General features: G+C 73.1%; 17 protein-coding genes and 1 tRNA gene. 15 read left to right on the forward strand and 3 right to left on the reverse strand.

Annotation, left to right across the window (positions count from 1 at the left end; genetic code table 11):
* The 6 genes from OHN19_RS26535 to OHN19_RS26560 all read left to right on the forward strand — a co-directional run bounded on the left by OHN19_RS26535 (position 1) and on the right by OHN19_RS26560 (position 8902).
* Positions 1-1632 carry a beta-N-acetylhexosaminidase gene (locus OHN19_RS26535; RefSeq protein ID WP_330266592.1) on the forward strand — a complete coding sequence of 544 codons (1632 nt, stop codon included), beginning with the start codon at positions 1-3 and terminating at the stop codon, positions 1630-1632.
* 236 nt (positions 1633-1868) lie between these two features.
* Positions 1869-2762 carry an FAD binding domain-containing protein gene (locus tag OHN19_RS26540; protein ID WP_062245691.1) on the forward strand — a complete coding sequence of 298 codons (894 nt, stop codon included), beginning with the start codon at positions 1869-1871 and terminating at the stop codon, positions 2760-2762.
* A complete protein-coding gene (locus tag OHN19_RS26545; protein ID WP_330266593.1) occupies positions 2759-4699 on the forward strand; it encodes a (2Fe-2S)-binding protein in 1941 nt (646 codons plus the stop codon). Before OHN19_RS26540 ends, OHN19_RS26545 begins: the two co-directional genes overlap by 4 nt.
* The gene (locus tag OHN19_RS26550; protein WP_330266594.1) at positions 4696-7005 is read left to right on the forward strand and encodes a xanthine dehydrogenase family protein molybdopterin-binding subunit; all 2310 of its coding nucleotides are present in this window, start codon (positions 4696-4698) and stop codon (positions 7003-7005) included. Before OHN19_RS26545 ends, OHN19_RS26550 begins: the two co-directional genes overlap by 4 nt.
* Positions 7006-7077: 72 nt before the next feature.
* Positions 7078-7611: an AAA family ATPase gene (locus OHN19_RS26555; protein ID WP_330266595.1), complete on the forward strand. Its 534-nt coding sequence runs from the start codon at positions 7078-7080 to the stop codon at positions 7609-7611.
* A 133-nt stretch (positions 7612-7744) separates the two neighbouring features.
* Complete coding sequence (locus OHN19_RS26560; RefSeq protein WP_330266596.1) at positions 7745-8902, forward strand: SUKH-4 family immunity protein; 1158 nt, start codon at positions 7745-7747, stop codon at positions 8900-8902.
* On the opposite strand, the gene OHN19_RS26565 is transcribed toward OHN19_RS26560, so the two are convergent.
* Complete coding sequence (locus OHN19_RS26565; RefSeq protein ID WP_330269718.1) at positions 8857-9420, reverse strand: FABP family protein; 564 nt, start codon at positions 9418-9420, stop codon at positions 8857-8859. The genes OHN19_RS26560 and OHN19_RS26565 overlap by 46 nt on opposite strands.
* Before the next feature lie 183 nt (positions 9421-9603).
* Between OHN19_RS26565 and OHN19_RS26570 the strand changes: the two genes are divergently transcribed.
* Together OHN19_RS26570 and OHN19_RS26575 are read left to right on the forward strand one after the other, a co-directional pair.
* The gene (locus tag OHN19_RS26570) at positions 9604-10113 is read left to right on the forward strand and encodes a SigE family RNA polymerase sigma factor (protein ID WP_330266597.1); all 510 of its coding nucleotides are present in this window, start codon (positions 9604-9606) and stop codon (positions 10111-10113) included.
* 60 nt (positions 10114-10173) lie between these two features.
* A complete protein-coding gene (locus OHN19_RS26575) occupies positions 10174-10875 on the forward strand; it encodes a hypothetical protein (protein ID WP_330266598.1) in 702 nt (233 codons plus the stop codon).
* Between the two features lie 62 nt (positions 10876-10937).
* Here OHN19_RS26575 and OHN19_RS26580 read toward each other — a convergent pair.
* Positions 10938-11009, reverse strand: a tRNA-Cys gene (locus OHN19_RS26580).
* Between the two features lie 186 nt (positions 11010-11195).
* On the opposite strand from OHN19_RS26580, the gene OHN19_RS26585 reads away from it, so the two are divergent.
* The 5 genes from OHN19_RS26585 (at position 11196) to OHN19_RS26605 (ending at position 16114) form a co-directional block, all read left to right on the forward strand.
* Positions 11196-12668 carry an MFS transporter gene (locus OHN19_RS26585; protein ID WP_330266599.1) on the forward strand — a complete coding sequence of 491 codons (1473 nt, stop codon included), beginning with the start codon at positions 11196-11198 and terminating at the stop codon, positions 12666-12668.
* Positions 12669-12680: 12 nt separating this feature from the next.
* Positions 12681-12878, forward strand: a complete 198-nt coding sequence (locus tag OHN19_RS26590; protein ID WP_330266600.1) for a hypothetical protein — start codon at positions 12681-12683, stop codon at positions 12876-12878.
* Positions 12878-13246 (forward strand): type II toxin-antitoxin system death-on-curing family toxin, encoded by a 369-nt coding sequence (locus OHN19_RS26595; protein ID WP_330266601.1) that lies wholly within the window; start codon positions 12878-12880, stop codon positions 13244-13246. The genes OHN19_RS26590 and OHN19_RS26595 overlap by 1 nt, the downstream gene beginning before the upstream one ends.
* 131 nt (positions 13247-13377) lie before the next feature.
* Positions 13378-15168, forward strand: coding sequence for a DEAD/DEAH box helicase (locus tag OHN19_RS26600; protein ID WP_330266602.1), 1791 nt, complete (start codon positions 13378-13380; stop codon positions 15166-15168).
* A 304-nt stretch (positions 15169-15472) separates the two neighbouring features.
* Positions 15473-16114, forward strand: a complete 642-nt coding sequence (locus OHN19_RS26605) for an IclR family transcriptional regulator (RefSeq protein WP_031041623.1) — start codon at positions 15473-15475, stop codon at positions 16112-16114.
* 22 nt (positions 16115-16136) lie between these two features.
* Here OHN19_RS26605 and OHN19_RS26610 read toward each other — a convergent pair whose 3' ends face one another.
* Positions 16137-17717: a helix-turn-helix domain-containing protein gene (locus OHN19_RS26610; RefSeq protein WP_330266603.1), complete on the reverse strand. Its 1581-nt coding sequence runs from the start codon at positions 17715-17717 to the stop codon at positions 16137-16139.
* 136 nt (positions 17718-17853) lie between these two features.
* Here OHN19_RS26610 and OHN19_RS26615 point away from each other — a divergent pair, with 136 nt between their 5' ends.
* Together OHN19_RS26615 and menC are read left to right on the forward strand one after the other, a co-directional pair.
* Positions 17854-18636, forward strand: coding sequence for a chorismate synthase (locus OHN19_RS26615; RefSeq protein WP_330266604.1), 783 nt, complete (start codon positions 17854-17856; stop codon positions 18634-18636).
* Positions 18633-19742, forward strand: a complete 1110-nt coding sequence (gene menC / locus OHN19_RS26620) for an o-succinylbenzoate synthase (protein ID WP_330266605.1) — start codon at positions 18633-18635, stop codon at positions 19740-19742. Before OHN19_RS26615 ends, menC begins: the two co-directional genes overlap by 4 nt.
* Positions 19743-19828 lie beyond the last annotated feature (86 nt).

Below are 19828 nucleotides of genomic sequence, written 5' to 3' on the forward strand. Positions count from 1 at the left end.
GTGACTTCACTGATTCCGGTGCCCGGAGTCCTGCGGCATCCGACGGTGGGCGGGTTCGTGCTCGACGAGAGCACGGTGCTCGACGCCGGGCCCGGCACCGAGGCGACCGCGCGGTGGCTGCGCGGCACGCTCGGTGCCGTCACCGGGCTGGCCCTGGCCCCCGGCGCGGGGGACGACGGCGAGACCATCCGGCTGCGGGTCAGTCCCGAGGACGCCGGCCATCTCGGTCCGGAGGGCTACAAGCTCTACGTCAACGGGGACGACATCACCATCCACGGCGGTGGGCCGGCCGGGGTGTTCTGGGGCGCCCAGACGCTGCGTCAGCTGCTCGGCCGCGAGGCGTTCCGGCGGGCGCCCGTCGACCCCGGCCGACGATGGCAGCTTCCCGGCACGTTCGTCGAGGACTCCCCACGGTTCCGCTGGCGCGGCCTGATGCTCGACGTGGCCCGGCACTTCATGCCCAAGGACGGGGTCCTGCGCTACCTCGATCTGATGGCCGCGCACAAACTCAACGTGTTCCACTTCCACTTGACGGACGACCAGGGCTGGCGCGTCGAGATCAAGCGGCACCCCCGGCTCACCGAGGTGGGCTCATGGCGGGCGCGTACCAAATTCGGCCACCGGGCCTCACCGCTGTGGGAGGAGAAGCCGCACGGTGGCTTCTACACCCAGGACGACATCCGCGAGATCGTCGCCTACGCAGCCGAACGGCATATCACCGTCGTCCCCGAAATCGACGTACCGGGACACTCGCAGGCGGCCATCGCCGCATACCCGGAACTGGGCAACACCGATGTCATCGACACGTCCTCCCTGTCGGTCTGGGACAACTGGGGCATCTCCCTGAACGTACTCGCCCCCACTGACAACACCCTTCGCTTCTACGAGGGCGTGTTCGAGGAACTGCTGGAGCTGTTCCCCTCCGAGTTCATTCACATCGGCGGCGACGAATGCGCCAAGGAGCAGTGGCGGGAGTCGCCTTCGGTCCAGGCCCGGATCGGGGAACTCGGCCTCGCGGACGAGGACGAGTTGCAGTCCTGGTTCATCGGACACTTCGACAAGTGGCTGACCGCGCGCGGGCGCAGGCTCATCGGCTGGGACGAGATCCTGGAGGGCGGACTCGCCCCGGGAGCCGCCGTCTCGTCCTGGCGCGGTTACCAGGGCGGGATCGCCGCCGCACGCGCCGGCCACGACGTCGTCATGTGCCCCGAGCAGCACGTGTACCTGGACTACCGCCAGGACGCCGGCGAGGACGAGCCGGTGCCGATCGCCTACGTCCGCACCCTGGAGGACGTGTACCGCTTCGAACCCGTTCCACCGCAGCTGACCTCTGCCGAGGCCGCGCATGTGCTCGGTACGCAGGCCAACCTGTGGACCGAGGTGATGGAGGACCACGCGCGCGTGGACTACCAGGCGTTCCCGCGGCTCGCGGCCTTCGCCGAGGTGGCCTGGAGCGCCCTGCCCGCCCCGGCGGAACGGGACTTCGCGGACTTCGAGCGGCGGATGGCCGCCCACTACGAGCGACTTGACGCCCTGGGCGTCGGCTATCGGCCGCCCACGGGCCCGCTGCCGTGGCAGAAACGGCCCGGGGTGCTCGGCCGGCCCATCGAGGGGGCGCCCCCGAACAGGTAGGGGAAAAAGACCTCAAGCGTCACCGAAGAGTGTCAATCGGTGCGTGCCGGTGATGCCGGACGAAAACGGACCATCTCCCTGATGGGGTGGGCGAATGCCGCCGAACGCCTCCTAGCGGACCCCTGTCTTCGGGTGTTGCGAAGATGTGCCAGAGTTGCCACGTCCGCCCTGTCAGCACGTACCGTACGGCAGCAACGGGGCAGGACCAGGTGGGGCAGCGGGAAGGGGCAGCCGGTTTGACCACGCACGCACCGCAGGCGGCGCAGTCCGTCACGCTGCCCACGACGCTGGACGAGGCGGTGGCGGCCCTCACGGCCATGCCCGCCGCCGTGCCCGTCGCGGGCGGCACCGACCTGATGGCCGCCGTCAACTCCGGACAGCTCCGGCCCGCCGCCCTCGTCGGCCTCGGCCGGATCAGCGAGATCCGCGGCTGGCAGTACCAGGACGGGCACGCCCTGCTCGGCGCCGGACTCACGCACGCGCGTATGGGCCGCCCCGACTTCGCCGCCCTCATCCCGGCCCTCGCCGCCGCCGCGCGCGCCGCGGGGCCGCCGCAGATCCGCAACGCGGGCACCCTGGGCGGCAACATCGCCTCCGCGGCCCCGACGGGCGACGCGCTGCCCGTGCTCGCCGCCCTGGAGGCGACCCTGATCATCGCGGGCCCGGACGGCGCCCGCCGCGAGATGCCGGTCTCGCACCTGCTGGCCGGCATGGAGATGCTGCGCGCCGGAGAGCTCATCGGCTTCGTGCGCGTGCCCCTGCTGCACGCCCCGCAGGTCTTCCTCAAGGTCACGGGGCGTACCGGACCGGGCCGCGCGATGGCCTCCGTCGCGCTGGTCCTGGACCCGGCCCGGCGCGGGGTCAGGTGCGCCGTCGGTGCCATAGCGCCGATGCCGCTGCGGCCCCTGGACGCCGAGCAGTGGGTGGCCCGGCTCATCGACTGGGACAACAACCGCGCGCTCGTCCCGGAGGCGCTGGAGGCCTTCGGCGAGTACGTCGCCGCGGCCTGCATCCCCGACCCGGCGCCGGCCCCGGACGGTTCCGTACCGCAGCATCCGCCCGCCGTTCTGCACCTGCGGCGCACCGTCGCCGCGCTGGCCCGACGAGCACTGGGGAGGGCACTGTCGTGACCGACGACCAGCACGGAGAGGGCACGCCCCGGTCCGCGGGCCGCTGGGACCCGCTCCCTCAGGGCGACTACGACGACGGCGCGACCGCCTTCGTCAAGCTGCCCGAAGGGGGCATCGACGCCCTTCTGGCCTCCGCCGACAGTCCGCTCGCCGCGCCCGGTCACGGCTATGTGCCGCCACGGATAACGGCCGCTCCGGGCCAGGGCGACGGGACCGACCCGGGCGCGTGGGGCGCGCCGGCCGAGGGCTCCGGCTGGCCGGACGCCAACGCCGTGCCGCCGGGCCAGACCGGACAGTTCACGTACAACCCCGCGAGCACCCAGCAGTGGAACGTCGAGGACACCGCGGCGGCCCCCGCCCCCGGCCACGACGTCACCGGCCAGTGGTCGATCCCCGTCGCGGGTGGCGACCTCCCGGACGAATCGGGCGAGTTCACCACGTCGTCCCTTGTCGAGCAGTGGGGCGGCACCCCGCCGGCCACCCTGCCGGGCGGCGCGGCCGCGCCCTGGGCGACCCAGCCGGCGCAGCCGTGGGGGGACCAGGGCCAGGGCGGCGCGGGAGCGGGCCCCGAGCACGCCGAACCCGGCGACACCGGGCACACACACGTGCCGCACGGCGACGGACACGGTGGCTTCGAGAGCGAGCGCGGAGGCTTCGAGGACGGGCGCGGGGACTACGGGGACGGGCGCGGCGAAGGCTTCGACGGCGGCCACCGGGGCGGCTTCGAGGACGGTCGCGGTGACGGCTTCGATGGCGGTCGCGGTGACGGCTTCGACGACGGCCGTCGTGAGGGGTTCGAGGGCGGTCACGGTGGCGGCCCGGAGGACGGTCACGCGCGCGTGCCCGGCGACGGCCACGCGCATGTGCCCGTCGGTGACGGAGTCGGAGGGGCCGACGACCGGCACGACGACCCGCCCGTGCCGTCCGCCGCGCACACCGGGCACCCGCACGCCGAGCCCGGCGTGGCGGCCCACGACCCCGCACGGCCGCACGGTGACACCGACGGCCTCGGCCTCACCGTGCCCCACGACGGCTCCGTCGAGCCCTACGAGGACAGCCCCTCCGCGGCCGCCTCAGAGCCCACTCCCGGCGCCGGAGGCACCTCCGGGGGCCCCGGAGCCTCCGAGGACGCGCAAGGGGCCGTAGAAGCCGCTGACGGCCCCGACGAGCCCGGCGCGGAGCACACCGCCGCCGACGGCGACGACGAGCCGGGACCGGACACCGCCGAGGAGCACGCGGGCGACTCCGACGAGCGCCCGGACGACCGGGCCCCCGCGGCCCCCGGCGAGGAACACCCCCTCGCCGCCTACGTCCTGCGCGTCAACGGCGTCGACCGGCCCGTCACCGACGCCTGGATCGGTGAGTCGCTGCTCTACGTGCTGCGTGAGCGGCTCGGGCTCGCCGGCGCCAAGGACGGCTGCTCGCAGGGCGAGTGCGGGGCCTGCAACGTCCAGGTCGACGGGCGGCTCGTGGCCTCCTGCCTGGTGCCCGCCGTGACCGCCGCCGGCAGCGAGGTCCGTACCGTCGAGGGACTCGCCGAGGACGGCCGCCCCTCGGACGTGCAGCGGGCGCTCGCCCGGTGCGGCGCCGTGCAGTGCGGGTTCTGCGTGCCGGGCATGGCGATGACCGTGCACGACCTGCTGGAGGGCAACCCCGCCCCCACCGAGCTGGAGACCCGCCAGGCGCTGTGCGGCAACCTCTGCCGCTGCTCCGGCTACCGGGGTGTCGTCGACGCCGTCAAGGAGGTCGTCGCCGAGCGCGAGGCCCACGCGGCGGCCGACGCTGAGACGGACGGCGACGAGGCACGTATTCCGCACCAGGCGGGCCCCGGGGCCGGCGGCGTCCACCAGTCGGCGTTCGACTCGCCGGGATTCCCGGGCACCTCCGGACCGCATGAGCAGGCGTACGGACAGGGACAGGACGGAGGCCAGGCGTGACCAACGAAGCCGCCACCGCGACCACCGCCGCGGAGGCAGCACCCGCCCCCGAGCCGATTCCGCACGGCCTCGGCGTCTCCCTGCCGCCCGCCGACGCGCGCGCGAAGACCGAGGGCACCTTCCCCTACGCGGCCGACCTGTGGGCCGAGGGCCTGCTGTGGGCCGCCGTCCTGCGCTCCCCGCACGCGCACGCGCGCATCGTGTCCATCGACACCTCACACGCGCGTGAGATGCCCGGAGTCCGCGCGGTCGTCACCCACGAGGACGTCCCCGGCAGCCCCGTGCACGGCCGTGGCAGAGCCGACCGCCCGGTGTTCGCCTCCGAGGTCGTACGCCACCACGGCGAGCCCATCGCGGCCGTCGCCGCCGACCACCCCGACACCGCGCGGATGGCCGCGGCCGCCGTCATCGTCGAGTACGAGGTCCTGGACCCGGTCACCGACCCGGAGCTGGCCTTCGAGGCCGAGCCCCTGCACCCCGACGGCAACCTGGTCCGCCACATCCCGCTCCAGCACGGCGACCCCTCCGTGACCGGCGAGATCGTCGTCGAGGGCCAGTACCGCATCGGCCGCCAGGACCCCGCGCCCATCGGCGCCGAGGCCGGCCTCGCCGTGCCCCGTCCCGACGGCGGCGTGGAGCTGTACCTCGCCTCCACCGACCCGCACACCGACCGCGACACCGCCGCCGCCTGCTACGGCCTGGAGCCCGAACGCGTCAAGGTCGTCGTCACCGGCGTCCCCGGCGCCACCGCCGACCGCGAGGACCAGGGCTTCCAGCTCCCGCTCGGCCTGCTCGCCCTCAAGACGGGCTGCCCGGTGAAACTGACGGCCACGCGCGAGGAGTCCTTCCTGGGCCACGTGCACCGTCATCCCACGCTCCTGAGATACCGCCACCACGCCGACGCGGACGGCAAGCTGGTCAAGGTCGAGGCGCAGATCCTGCTCGACTCGGGCGCCTACGCCGACACCTCCTCGGAGGCCCTGGCCGCCGCAGTGGGCTTCGCCTGCGGGCCGTACGTCGTCCCGAACGCCTTCATCGAGGGCTGGGCCGTACGCACCAACAACCCGCCCTCCGGCCATGTCCGCGGCGAGGGCGCGATGCAGGTCTGCGCCGCCTACGAGGCGCAGATGGACAAGCTGGCCAAGAAGCTGGGCGTCGACCCGGCGGAACTGCGCCTGCGCAACGTACTGGCGACGGGGGACGTGCTCCCGACGGGCCAGACGGTCACCTGCCCGGCCCCGGTCGCCGAACTGCTCCAGGCCGTACGGGACTTCCCGCTGCCCGCGCTGCCCAAGGACACCCCCGAGGACGAGTGGCTGCTGCCCGGCGGCCCCGAGGGCGCGGGCGAACCGGGCGCGATCCGCAGGGGCGTCGGCTACGGGCTCGGCATGGTGCACATGCTCGGCGCGGAGGGCGCGGACGAGGTGTCCACGGCGACCGTACGGGTCCAGGACGGCGTCGCGACGGTCCTCTGCGCGGCCGTGGAGACCGGTCAGGGCTTCACCACGCTGGCCCGGCAGATCGTCCAGGAGACCCTCGGTATCGACGAGGTGCACGTGGCCCCCGTCGACACCGACCAGCCTCCCGCGGGCGCGGGCGCGCGTGGCCGCCACACCTGGGTCTCCGGCGGCGCGGTGGAACGCGCGGCCAAGATGGTCCGCACCCAGCTGCTCCAGCCCCTGGCGCACAAGTTCGGCATGTCCACCGAGCTGCTCCAGATCACCGACGGCAAGATCACCTCGTACGACGGCGTCCTGTCCACGACCGTCACCGAGGCCATGGACGGCAAGGAGCTGTGGGCGACGGCGCAGTGCCGTCCGCACCCCACGGAGCCGTTGAACGAGGCCGGCCAGGGTGACGCCTTCGTCGGCATGGCGTTCTGCGCGATCCGCGCGGTCGTCGACGTCGACATCGAGCTCGGCTCGGTCCGCGTGGTCGAGCTGGCGCTCGCCCAGGACGTCGGCCGGATCCTCAACCCCGCCCAGCTGGAGGCCCGCATCGAGGCGGGCGTCACGCAGGGCGTCGGGATAGCGCTCACGGAGAACCTGCGCAGCGCGCGCGGGCTGATCCGGCACCCGGACCTCACCGGGTACGCGCTGCCGACGGCCCTGGACGCGCCCGACATCCGGATCGTCAAGCTCGTCGAGGAGCGGGACGTGGTCGCCCCGTTCGGTGCGAAGGCGGCCAGCGCGGTGCCGGTGGTCACCTCCCCGGCGGCGATCGCCTCCGCCGTACGGGCCGCGACGGGCCGCCCGGTGAACCGGCTGCCGATCCGGCCGCAGGCGGCGGTGGTGACGGAGCGGTGAGGGCTGCGGCCGTGGTGGGCGGCGTCCGTTTCGGGTGAGCCGGGAGTTGCCCGGGGCGGCGGGGGAGCTCGGGTGAACGGCGTCGTGCTCGTGACCGGCGTGATGGCGGCAGGGAAGTCGACGGTCGCCCAGGCGCTGGCAGAGCGGTTGCCGCGGGCGGCGCATGTGCGCGGGGACGTGTTCCGGCGGATGATCGTGTCCGGGCGCGAGGAGTACACGCCCGGCGCCTCCGACGAGGCACTCTCCCAACTCCGCCTGCGCTACCGGCTGTCGGCCGCCACGGCGGACGCGTACGCCGACGCCGGGTTCACGGCCGTGGTCCAGGACGTGGTGCTGGGCGAGGAACTGACGGGGTACGTCCGACTGGTCAGGACCCGCCCGCTGTACGTCGTCGTCCTGGCGCCGGACGCGCGGACGGTGGCCGGCCGGGAAGCGGCCCGGGCGAAGACGGGCTACGACGGCGCGGCCTGGACGGTCCCCGCGCTGGACCGGGCACTGCGGGCGTCGACGCCGCCGATCGGCCTGTGGCTGGACACCTCCGGACAGACCCCCACCGAGACCGTGGAGGCGATTCTCGCGGGGCGGGAACGCGCGAGGGTGCTGTGACGTCTCCTTGATACGGGGGCGTTGTCAGTGGTGGCGCGTAGTGTTCTGGGCAGTGCAGGACGCGCGCCGGGCCCGACCGGGTCGCCGTGCTGTGCCCAGCCGGGGGACTGCGTACGAAGCACACGGGGGAACCATGAGCACGACCGACGCCGCCGTAGCGGCGATCAGACTGACCGAGGACGAACTGCGTCCGTACATCACGCATGCCTCGACCCGCAGCTGGCTCAGCGGGCCCGGACTGCCCGGGAACAGCGACCTGTTCAGCTTCGAGGAGCTGCGCCGCCAGGGCCTGCGGACCGTGGCGGACTCGACGTCCGACCCGGGCGGCCGGCTCAGCGAGGAGCTGCGCGACCAACTGGTGATAGGCGGACTCACGGACCTGTACGGCAGGGAGCGGGAGTCGGTCCTGCTGGACGGAGCGACCGGCGAGGTCTCGACGACGGCGTTCTTCCCCGCCCGCCCCGACCTCATGGGCCGCACTCCGCTGGCCCCTTCCCTGCCCACCCTGGTCCGCTTCGCGACGGCGACGGACGAACTGACCGAGGTACGCGGCCAGTTCGCCTCCTACGCCGGCCGCTTCGGTCCTACGGCGGTGGAGGAGGCGACGCGCCAGCTGCTGACGGTGTTCGAGGAGGGCACGGGCGGCGACGTGCCGACGTTCTGGAAGATCGCGGCCCTGATCCGCCCCCTGGCCCTGGTGGCGGGCCCTGGCACGGACTCCGGTCTGGCGCTCGATCTCCCGCCGCGCCTCCTGGACCACGAGTTCGGCCGGAACATGGTCGCCCGCTTCGAGGACATCGACTTCCCGTCGACGCTCACGCACGCCCCGACCCGCCGTTTCCTCGCGGAGACGGGCCTGCCGGAGGACGGCGTCCTCTTCCACACCGACCCGGACGCCCCGCTGCCGACCCTGGCGGAGCACCAGGCCGACCGGCTGGTCGCCCTCCCGCCCAGGGCGGATCACCTGATCGTCCTCGGTCACCTCATCGAGGACAACACCCTGGTGGTCGACGGGGAGACGGGCGCGGTCCTGAACTGGAGCGAGCGCGAAGCGACCCTGCACCCCCTGAACACCGACATCTCCACGCTCGCCTTCACCCTCTGGCTCCTGCACCGCGAACGCCGGATAGACGAGTCCCTCGCCCACGAACTGACCAACACCCTCTACGCCCAGGTCGCCAAGACGATGATCCGGGCCCTGTCCACCATCGACCCGACGGGCACGACGACGGACGAGGACTGGCACTACTGGACGGAACTGTTCCAGGACGAGGCGGGCGGGGTGCTCTGACCGGCCTCGCGCCGCAGGGTGGCGGTGAGGTGGTGCTGCAAGGGCTGCCCGACCGCGGCGAGGTCGTGGACGAACGTGAAGGTGTCGGCGTCGGGGCCGGGTTCTGTGTGGGGGTCGCGGCCGGCCAGGGTGTACCGGCGGCGGGTCGCGGTGACCTGCTTGGCGGTGGGGGTGAGGGCCACCGTGTGCGTCTCGAGATCCACGGCGCCCTCTCCCGCCTGTCCGGTCAGGATCTCGGTGATGCCGGTGGGCTGGGTGATCAGCGCCTCCACCCGCCCGTCGGCCTGGAGCCGCCACCATCCGCTCTCCCGGGCCGCCGGACGCAGCGGCGCCCCGTTCCCGTCGAGCAGCCAGGCCCGGGCCTCGTAGCGGAGGAAGGGACGCCCGTCGTGACGGAAGCTGACCTCCTGCGCGTACGTGAAGTCGCCGTCGAGCGTCGGATACCCACCCTGCCCCCGCCCCCGCCACAGGCCAAGGAACCCGAGCACCGGCCCGAGCAGCGGGTGCGGAGCGGGCATCTCGCCCACCCGGAAGCCATCGGGATAGGGCTGTCCCGCCACGGTCTCCGACACGTCCGGCCTCCTCGCTCGCACCACTGCCGACCGCAAGCGTAGGGCGCCGACGGATTCCTGCTTCTCAGGGTGGGACGTAACTCCACCGCCACAGCGTCTTCAGAGTGTGGACGACGAACAGGATCTCGGATGAAGCGCCGGTACGAAGAGGAATTCATGGCGTTCGCCGCTGCGCGAACCGCACCTCTGTTCCACTCAGCGTGTGTGCTCACCAGCGGTGACGCACACCTCGCGGAGGATCTGGTGCAGGACACACTGGGCCGGGTATATGCCAACTGGCGCAGGATCGCGCAGGTGGACGACCCGGCGGCGTACACCCACACCGTGCTCGTACGGACCTACCTGTCCTACCGCCGCCGGCGCAGCAGCTCCGAGCGGCCCACCGACGCCCTGCCGGACTCCGGTGCCGCCCCCGAGCACGACGCCACGCTGCGGGTCACGTTGCTCGACGCGCTCGGCCGGCTCTCCGCCCGGGACCGGGCCGTGCTGCTCCTGCGCTACTGGGAGGACCGCAGTGTCGAGCAGACCGCCGCGATTCTCCAGATCCGGCCGGGCGCGGTACGCAACCAGAGCATGCGCGCGCTGGCCCGGATCCGGGACCTTCTGGGCCACGACCCGTCCGAGCTCGTGAGCCCCTGACCCCGGTGCCGCGGCACCCACCTCGCCCTCCGCACCGACCCCGAAACGCGGTGACCCGCCATGCCCCACGAAGAAGACTTCACCGAAGCCCTCCGCACCACCCTCCTGACCATCTCCCCGCCCGACACACCGTCACTTGTCCAGGCCGGCGTCCGCAACGGCCGGTGCAGGCGCCGCCGCCGTGCCGCGGTGCTGGGCGTGAGCGGGGCTGCGGTACTCGCGCTGGTCGGGCTGGGCGCGACGCTCGGCCCCGGCCTGCTGTCCGACGGACGAGCGACGGACCCCGCGCCCCCCGGCAGCTCAGCCCCGTCCACAACCGCCCCGGCCACACCGAAACCGACCTTCACCGGCACGCTGCCCGCCAACCGCGCCCTGGCCACACTGAGCGCGCTCCTGCCGACCGGCCTGACCCGTTCCACCCCGCCCGGCAGCGGACAGTCCGGGCAGCTGTGGGTGGACGACGGCCGAGGCAAGTCCCTGCTCGAGGTGCACGTCTCCCGCCAGACCTCCACGACCGAGATCCGCAAGCATGTTTTCGCCGGCGCGACCCCTCTGCCCGACGGCACCCTGATCCAGTCCCGCCAGTCCCCACCCGGCACGACCCCCGGCCACCAGACGGTGAACGTACTGCGCCCCGACGGCCTCTACGTGACCCTCATGCAGTGGCAGGCAACGAGCCAGAACGGCCCCGCGACCCGAACGACCCCACTCCTGACCCCCACCCAACTCCGAACCATCGCAACGAGCCCACGCTGGCAGTAACGGCGCAAGGGCGACACCCCTGCTGGGATGCCGCCCTTGCGCTTTGCCTGGTCAAGCACGTGAGGCCGTGGCGGGAATCGAACCCGCGTAACTCGCTTTGCAGGCGAGTCCCTGAACCACTCGGGCACACGGCCGGGTCAGTGGAATGACCGTATGGCGGGGGCGGCGGTGGCTCAAGGGGGTCGTGGGGGCTGCAACGGGACTGCCATACGCCGTTCATGAACGGGGCGGCGGCCGTCGTGGTCGTACGACCAACGTCTGAGGTGCAGGTGGGCTTTTGACAGGGGTCAACCCGGAGTTCGGGCCTTACGCTGGCTCGCATGGCAGCCCTGGAACCGCGTGGTGTCGGTGTTGATGATGATCCTGGAGTTTCGGCCGGTCGGGAGGGCGCGGAGGGGGTGCTGGGGCGTTCCTACCGGGCGCTCAGTGTGGGGATCGTGTCCGTCGTCGTGCTGATCGCGTTCGAGGCGACCGCCGTGGGGACCGCCATGCCCGTTGCCGCACGGGAGTTGGACGGGGTCGGGCTCTACGCGTTCGCGTTCTCCGGGTACTTCACCACCAGCCTCTTCGGCATGGTCCTCAGCGGGCAGTGGGCCGATCGGCGGGGGCCGGTCGGGGCCCTGACCGCGGGGATCGCCGCGTTCGGGGCCGGGCTGCTGCTGTCCGGGACCGCCGGGGCGATGTGGTTGTTCATTCTCGGGCGGGCCGTGCAGGGGTTCGGCGGCGGGCTGGTCATCGTGGCGCTGTACGTCGTCGTCGGACGGGCCTATCCCGAGCGGTTGCGGCCCGCGATCATGGCCGCGTTCGCGGCGGGGTGGGTCGTGCCGTCCGTCGTGGGGCCGCTCGCGGCCGGCGCGGTGACCGAACACCTCGGGTGGCGGTGGGTGTTCGTCGGGATTCCCGTGCTGGTCGTCTTCCCGCTGGGCCTGGCCCTTCCGCAGATACGACGACGCGCCGCGGGTCCCGTGGACGGCAAGGCCCCCGGCGGCGTCGACCGGCGCCGCATCCGTCTCGCCCTCGGCATCTCCCTCGGCGCCGGGCTCCTCCAGTACGCCGCCCAGGATCTACGGCTCCTCTCTCTGCTCCCCGGCCTCGCGGGCGCCGCGCTGCTCGTGCCGGCCGTGCTCGGACTGCTGCCGCGCGGCACCTACCGCGCGGCGCGCGGGCTGCCCTCCGTCGTCCTGCTGCGCGGGGTCGCCGCGGGGTCCTTCGTCGCCGCCGAGTCCTTCGTGCCGTTGATGCTGGTCACCCAGCGGGGGCTGTCGCCGACGCTCGCCGGGTTCTCCCTCGCGGCCGGCGGCGGGACCTGGGCGCTGGGGTCGTGGGTGCAGTCCCGGGCGCGGGTGGAGCCGTACCGGGAACGGCTGATGACCGCGGGGATGGTGCTGGTCGCTGCCGCGATCGCCGCCGCGCCGAGTGTGCTGATCCCCTCCGTGCCGGTCTGGACCGTCGCCGTCGCGTGGGGCTTCGGCTGCTTCGGGATGGGGCTGGTGATCGCCTCCACCAGTGTGCTTCTGCTGCAGTTGTCCGCCCCGGAGGACGCCGGCAGCAACTCCGCCGCCCTCCAGATCTCCGACGGGCTCGCCAACGTCGTGCTGCTGGCGGCGGGCGGGGCGGCCTTCGCGGCGCTGGGCGGCGGCGCGGTGAGCCCTACGGCCACACAGGCGTCCGGCTCCCACCCGGCCGCCTTCGCCGTGGTGTTCCTGCCGATGGCGGGGGTGGCGTTGGTGGGGGCGTGGGTGACGACGCGGCTGCATGCCAAAACCGGTGTGCCACCGACCGGTACCACCTAGTACCGTCGGCCCATGGCTGGACTGAACCTGCGTTTCACGGACGAAGAGCTCGACGCACTGCGTGAGCGCGCCGCTGCGGAGGGGCGGAGCATGCAGGCTTTCGCCCACGACGCGGTGATCGCGGCCGTCGACGAGCACTCACGGCTGTTCGACGAGGCCGCCGAGCACGTGCTGAAGGCCAGTGCCGAGCTGAACCGGAGGCTCGCCTGATGCACTACCTCACGCTTCCCGAACAGCTGGACCTCGCGCAGCGGCTCGGGGCCGACGAGGTGCGCGACTACGGGCTCATCGACTCGGCGCTGGCCCGGCCCCGGTCGAGCGTGTTCGGGCAGGACGCCTACCCGGACGTGTGGCAGAAGGCCGCGGCCCTGATGGAATCCCTGGCCCGCAACCATGCCCTCGTCGACGGGAACAAGCGCATCTCCTGGTACGCGGCCTGGGTCTTCCTGCACATGAACGGCCACCCGCTGGACGCGGACTTCGACGTCGACGAGGCCGAGCAGTTCGTGCTGGACGTGTGCCAGGGTCACCTGGACGTGCCCAGGATCGCGGCCCGTCTGCCGCGCTTCGCACGGTGACTGTGACCTCGGTCCCACCCACCCCCGCCCCGGCCCCGTCCACGCGTTGACAGGAGCGGGCCGCCGGTAAGGTGACCCGGTCTTCATACACAGCCGAGGACACGCCCAGCCGCTCGACCCCGACGGAGACCGTGACTACCACCGCCGCCTCCTCCCACCACCTTTCCCCGGCCTTCCCCGGCCGCGCCCCCTGGGGTACCGCCAACAAGCTGCGCGCCTGGCAGCAAGGGGCGATGGAGAAGTACGTCCAGGAGCAGCCGCGTGACTTCCTGGCGGTCGCGACCCCGGGCGCCGGCAAGACGACCTTCGCGCTCACCCTCGCCTCCTGGCTGCTGCACCACCACGTCGTGCAGCAGGTGACCGTCGTCGCACCGACCGAGCACCTGAAGAAGCAGTGGGCCGAGGCGGCGGCGCGGATAGGGATCAAGCTGGACCCCGAGTACAGCGCGGGGCCGCTCGGCAAGGACTACCACGGGGTCGCCGTCACCTACGCGGGCGTCGGCGTACGGCCCATGCTGCACCGCAACCGCGTCGAGCAGCGCAAGACCCTCGTCATCCTCGACGAGATCCACCACGCCGGTGACTCCAAGTCTTGGGGCGAGGCCTGCCTGGAGGCCTTCGAGCCCGCCACCCGCCGGCTCGCGCTCACCGGTACGCCCTTCCGGTCCGACACCAACCCGATCCCCTTCGTGACGTACGAGGAGGGGAACGACGGGATTCGCAGGTCCGCCGCCGACTACACCTACGGCTACGGCAACGCGCTCGCCGACCACGTCGTGCGGCCCGTCATCTTCCTCTCCTACAGCGGCAACATGCGCTGGCGCACCAAGGCGGGGGACGAGATCGCCGCGCGGCTCGGCGAGCCCATGACCAAGGACGCGATCAGCCAGGCCTGGCGCACCGCGCTCGACCCGCGCGGTGAGTGGATGCCGAGCGTGCTGCGCGCCGCCGACCAGCGGCTGACCGAGGTCCGCAAGGCCATCCCGGACGCCGGTGCCCTCGTCATCGCCTCCGACCAGGACTCCGCGCGCGCCTACGCCAAGCTGATCCGCGAGATCACCGGCAGCAAGGCGACCCTCGTCCTCTCCGACGACGCCGGGGCCTCGAAGCGGATCGACGACTTCAGCGGCAGCAACGACCGGTGGATGGTCGCCGTACGCATGGTGTCGGAGGGCGTCGACGTCCCGCGGCTGGCGGTCGGGGTGTACGCCACCACCATCTCCACGCCGCTCTTCTTCGCCCAGGCCGTCGGTCGTTTCGTACGGTCCCGGCGGCGCGGCGAGACCGCCTCCGTGTTCCTCCCGACCGTCCCCGACCTCCTCACCTTCGCCAACGAGATGGAGGTGGAGCGGGACCACGCCCTCGACAAGCCGAAGAAGGAGGGCGAGGAGGACCCGTACGCCGAGTCCGAGAAGGAGATGGAGGAGGCGAACAAGGAGCAGGACGAGGACACCGGCGAGCAGGAGCAGTTCTCCTTCGAGGCGCTGGAGTCCGAGGCCGTCTTCGACCGCGTCCTCTACGACGGCGCCGAGTTCGGTATGCAGGCGCACCCGGGGAGCGAAGAGGAGCAGGACTACCTCGGCATCCCGGGGCTGCTCGAACCCGACCAGGTGCAGCTCCTGCTCCAGAAGCGACAGGCCCGGCAGATCGCGCACAGCCGCAAGAAGCCGGACTCCGAGGCCGACCTGCTGGAGCTGCCCGCCGAGCGGCGGCCCGTCGTCTCCCACAAGGAGATGATGGAGCTCCGCAAGCAGCTCAACACCATGGTCAGCGCCTACGTCCACCAGAGCGGCAAGCCGCACGGCGTGATCCACACCGAGCTGCGCAGGGTGTGCGGGGGGCCGCCGAGCGCGGAGGCCACGGCCGGGCAGCTGCGGCAGCGGATCGCCAAGGTGCAGGAGTGGGCCACCCGGATGCGGTGACGCCGCGGCCGCTGGCCGACGGCGTCTGTCACTCCGTACGTATCAGGACAAACGGAGTGGTCCGTACCGGCCGCTGCCCGGATTCTGGACGGAGGCTTCCGCTGAGCGAACCCGCTTCGCTACTGTCCCGCTACGCACACGCCCCGTGGCAGCGCCGCCGCGGAGCGCAGCCGTGAAGCGACGCGGCCCGGAACAGACCGGGCCGCCGGCCGATCGGCGGCCTCTGAAGCGCGTCACCGACGGGACCTGGTGACGCATCCGCCGCGAGGGGCTGCCGACCTCACCACTTGGAGGAGTGGGCGTCGTGACCGCGGAGACCTCTCAGACGCTTGACCGGGGACTGCGTGTCCTCAAGCTCCTGGCCGACACGGACCACGGGCTCACCGTCACCGAGCTTTCCAACAAACTGGGCGTGAACCGGACCGTGGTCTACCGGTTGCTGGCCACGCTGGAGCAGCACGCCCTCGTACGACGCGATCTGGGCGGTCGCGCCCGGGTCGGGCTCGGGGTGCTGCGGCTGGGGCGCCAGGTGCATCCGCTGGTACGGGAGGCCGCGCTGCCGGCGCTGCGGTCGCTGGCCGAGGACATCGGGGCGACGGCGCATCTCACGCTGGTGGACGGCGCGGAGGCGCTCGCCGTGGCCGTCGTGGAGCCCACCTGGACGGACTACCACGTGGCCTACCGCGCCGGTTTCCGGCATCCCCTGGACCGCGGTGCCGCGGGCCGGGCGATCCTGGCGGCCCGGCAGCAGGGCTTCGGGGAGCCGGGGTACATGCTGACCCACGGCGAGCTGGAGGCGGGGGCGAGCGGTGCGGCGGCGCCCCTGCTGGGGGTCACCGGCGTCGAGGGCAGCGTCGGCGTCGTGATGCTGGCCGACGCGGTGCCGGAGCGAGTGGGACCACGGGTGGTGGACGCGGCCCGCGAGGTCGCGGAGGCGCTGCGCTGACAGACGCCCGCCTCCGCCCTCGTCAGCCGTACACCGGCCCCAACCCCGCCAGCACCCTCAACTGAAGCCACAGCACCAGCCGTTCGTCGGGGTCGTCCAGGTCGATTCCGAAGAGCTGCCGTACCTGCCGCAACCGGTAGCGGCACGTGTTGGGATGCACGGCGAGCAGTTTCGCCGCCCCCGCCATGTCGCACCCCGCGTCGAACCAGCACACCAGCGTGCGCGCGTGGTCCGTCCCGTGCTCCTCGTCGTGGGCCAGCACCGTCCGCCACGAACCCGCGCTCAACTCCCGTCGCGTACCGAGCACTTCGGCCAGACGCAGCAGCGTGACCCGGGGCCGGACCTCGTCGACCGTGGCCACCGGCAGTGCAGGGCCCAGCAGCCGCAGCACCAGGTCGGCGTCCGCCCGCGACCCCGCCACCTCCCCGAGCCCCGCCACCACCGCGCCCAGCCCCGCCCGCACCGGCACCCTGAGCGCCTGCCCGGCCCGCGCCACGATGTGCTCCGCCAGCCGCCGGTGCCGGCCCCCGGCGTGCTCCCCGACCGCCGGCAGCACCGCGTACACCACCCCGTCGACCAGCGCACACGCGTGCCGCCCGTAGCGGGCCTCGCAATTCAGGCGTACGACGTCCAGCAGCCGCAGCCCGGTCTGCTCGGTGTCCGGGCGGCTCGCCGTGTCCCCGTCGTCCGGGAGGCCCGCCGTGTCCAGCGCGAACGCGGCCACCCGCAGCGGCCCCTCGACGCCCAGCCGAGCCGCCGACCCGGCCGCGTCCGCCGTCCCGTCCAGCACCCGCCGCAGCAGGTCGCCGGTCCGGTGCCGGGCCAGCTCCTGGGCCGCGCGCGCCCGCAGCAGCAACAGCGCCGCCGTCGACGCCCCCTGTACGAGTGTCTCGGCCGCGTCCGCCGCGAGGGTGCCGCCGTCCACGACCCACACCGAGCCCAGCGTCTCCCCGCCGGCCCGGACGGCCACCGCGAGGCGGGGCAGGGCGCCCTCCCGGAGCGCGGGCAGCCGTACCGGGGCGTCGGCCGCGAACAGCGTCCGGTACTGCTCGGTGTTGCCCGAGCCGGTCGGTACCTGGAGGCCCAGGATGCCCTGGCGGCGGTCCTCGTCGACCGGCTGCCCGGGCACCGTGGAGTAGGCGAGGATCCGCCGGCGGGGGTCCTCGACCGCGGTGGCCCCGCCGGTCGCCGCCGCGATGGCGTCGGCCAGCGCGAACAGGTCACCCTGGCCGCCCGCCGACGACACCGGACGGGCGCCGACCGCCGAGGCGAGCAGCAGGTGCGCCTGGTGCCAGGCGGTGTCCTCGGGGACGGACAGCAGTGCCACCCCGTACGCCTCCGCCTCGGCCGCCGGGCCGTCCGGCCCGCGCACCACCAGACCGGTCATCCCGGCCTCCGCGGCGGCCCGCGCCAACGGCCCGGTCGCCGCCGCCCGCGTCCCGACCGCCAGCAGCAGCGCGCCCGGCGTCCGGGGGAGCGGGGCCTGGGCGTCGTACAGGACGACCTCGGTGACGGGGGCGCCGAGCCCGGCGGGGGCAGAGTGCAGGCGCAGCGAGGTGCCGCCGACGACGTCGAGGAGGTCGCCGAGGGTGCAGGCGTCCATGGGTGCCCCCAGCAGCTGTCTCTACGGCCGGACCGCGTCTGCGAAGAGAAGCTTTGGCCGATGTTCAAACGAACGTACGCAGTTGTTGTACGACCGCACAACCCGGGACGCCCCGGTCGGCTCCCAGACTCTGCACATGACCCCAGTGAGCATCCGTACCGTCCACGACGTCGCCGGCCTCGACGCCGTCAGCGCGTACTTCGGCGAGGTGTGGCGGACCCCGCGCACGGCCCCGCCCTATCCGGCCGAGGTGCTGCACAGCCTGGTCCACTCGGGTGGCGCGGTGCACGCCGCCCACGAGGGGGAGCGGCTCGCCGGGGCCGCCGTGGCGGTGTTCGGGCCGCCCGCCGCCCAGGAGGCGTACTCGCTGGTCGCGGCCGCGGAGCCGGGGCGCGGGGAGGCGGTGAAGCAGGCCCAGCGGGCGTGGGCGCTCGGTCTCGGCGCCCGCACCATGCGCTGGACCTTCGACCCGCTGATCGGCCGCAACGCCCGCTTCAACCTGGTCAAGCTGGGCGCGAGGGGCACCGAGTACCTCGTCGACTTCTACGGCCCCATGACGGACGGCGTGAACGGCGGCGACGAGAGCGACCGGCTGACGGTGACGTGGGATCTGACGGCGCCGGGGCGGTCGTACGACGACGGTGATCGTTCGTACGGCGGCAGTGACCGTGAGGCCGCGCCCGCCACGCACCGCGGGCCCGACGGCGCGACCCTCGCCCGGCGCGACCTCGCCGACCTGCGGATCTGGTGCCGGGTCCCGGACGACGTGGTCAAGCTGCGGGCCGCCGAGCCGGTGCTCGCGCTGCGCTGGCGGCGGGCCGTGCGCGAGGTGTTCACGGAGGCCTTCGGGCAGGGGTTCCGGGCGACCGGGATGTCCCGCGACGGCTGGTACACGCTGACCCGGGAGGGGACGGAATGAAGCTCGAACGCGTTGAGGTCGTCCATGTGGAGATTCCGCTGGTCAGCCCGTTCCGGACCTCCTTCGGCACGATGACGACCAAGGACACCTTCCTGCTGCACGTCGTCACCGACACCGCGGAGGGCTGGTCGGAGTTCGCCGCCGATCCGCGGCCGCTGTACTGCTCGGAGTTCGTGGCGGGCGCGGAACTCGTGCTGCGGGACTTCCTGGTGCCGCGGGTGGCGGCGCTGCCCGCGCTCACGGCGGCCGCGCTCGGGCCGGCCATGGCGCGGATCAAGGGCCACGAGCTGGCGAAGGCGGCCCTGGAGACGGCGGTCCTGGACGCGGAGCTGCGGTCGTACGGCATGCCGCTGGCGGTGTATCTGGGCGCGGTCCGCGACCGGGTGCCGGCGGGGGTGTCGGTGGGGATCAAGGAGTCCGTGCCGGAGCTTCTCGACGCCGTCGAGGGGTATCTCGACGAGGGGTACGTCCGGATCAAGCTGAAGATCGAACCCGGCTGGGACCTAGAGCCGGTACGGGCCGTGCGTGAGCGCTTCGGTGCCGGGCTGCCGCTCCAGGTCGACGCCAACACGGCGTACACGCTCGCGGACGCGGAACACCTGCGGCGCCTCGACGAGTTCGGGCTGCTGCTGATCGAGGAGCCGCTGGAGGAGAACAACCTGCACGGCCACGCACGGTTGCAGGCCCGGCTGTCGACCCCCGTGTGCCTCGACGAGTCCCTGCACAACGCCCGCGACACCGCCTCCGCGATCGCGATGGACGCCTGCCGGGTGGTCAATGTGAAGCCCGCGCGCGTGGGCGGATATCTGGAGGCTCGCCGCATCCACGACGTGGCCCGCGCGCACGGCGTGCCGGTGTGGTGCGGCGGCATGCTGGAGACGGGAATCGGCCGCGCCCCGAACCTCGCCCTCGCCGCCCTGCCCGGCTTCACCCTCCCCGGCGACACCTCCGCCTCCGCCCGCTACTTCGCCGAGGACCTCACCGAACCGTTCGTCCTGGAGGACGGCCACCTGCCGGTCCCACGAACCCCGGGCATCGGAGTCGAACCGCTTCCGGACGCGCTACGGCGCTTCACGCGTGAGCGACGGGATCTGTACGGGGGCTGAACGGCGGGATCTGCACGGGGGCCGGCCGACCGGTGGGGCGGGTTGTGGGCGGGGTCAGACGAGCCGGCGGGTGCGGGACATCGTCA

Origin of the sequence: Streptomyces griseorubiginosus (assembly GCF_036345115.1) — a bacterium.
Lineage (GTDB): Bacteria > Actinomycetota > Actinomycetes > Streptomycetales > Streptomycetaceae > Streptomyces > Streptomyces griseorubiginosus_C.